We start from the raw sequence: 473 nt of genomic DNA, 5'->3' as shown, positions 1-473 counted from the left end.
ATAGTCATCTCGTCCTCTCCATTATACGTCCTAACTTTCCTGTCTGGTGCTATAAAAGTGCATGACGTGAGCGAGTTTAAAGACTACGTGTTGTATATAGCTTCCTAAAGTTGAAGTCACAAAAGCAGGGATTTGTCACCCTGTTCCTAATGACAAATAGGGTGTCCACATCAGGAGCCGTGTGATGCGAAAGTATCAAGCACGGTTTTGAATGGGAGTTGGGGAAGGCGACTTCCCTTTCGACCCCTACCAGAGTTTGACCTGGCTTCAATGTTGGAATTAAGATGAACTCCAGCCACAACTCAAACACTGTCCGATTACAACAACCCTCAAAGGTAAAGGGGGCTAAGAGTTGTTGATGACACCATGCGGCCATATAGCTCACCCTGCCCTGCCTCTTCCCGGATTTGAGGGCACCGAAGCGTTGTCCTTCCTCGCAGTAACCATAAGGATAATCCGAGTCTTGACTATTC

The 473-nt window shown here is 47.1% G+C and carries 1 pseudogene; it reads right to left on the bottom strand.

Features of this window, described 5'->3' with window-relative positions:
* Positions 1 to 247: 247 nt before the first annotated feature.
* A pseudogene (locus P5683_RS25820) lies at positions 248 to 473 on the bottom strand (transposase); the annotation flags it as partial.

The sequence above is a fragment of the Limnospira sp. PMC 1279.21 genome, assembly GCF_032349615.1.
GTDB lineage: Bacteria > Cyanobacteriota > Cyanobacteriia > Cyanobacteriales > Microcoleaceae > Limnospira > Limnospira fusiformis.
The sequence above is the reverse complement of the archived record's forward strand: the minus strand, read 5'-3'. Positions and strand labels throughout refer to the sequence as shown.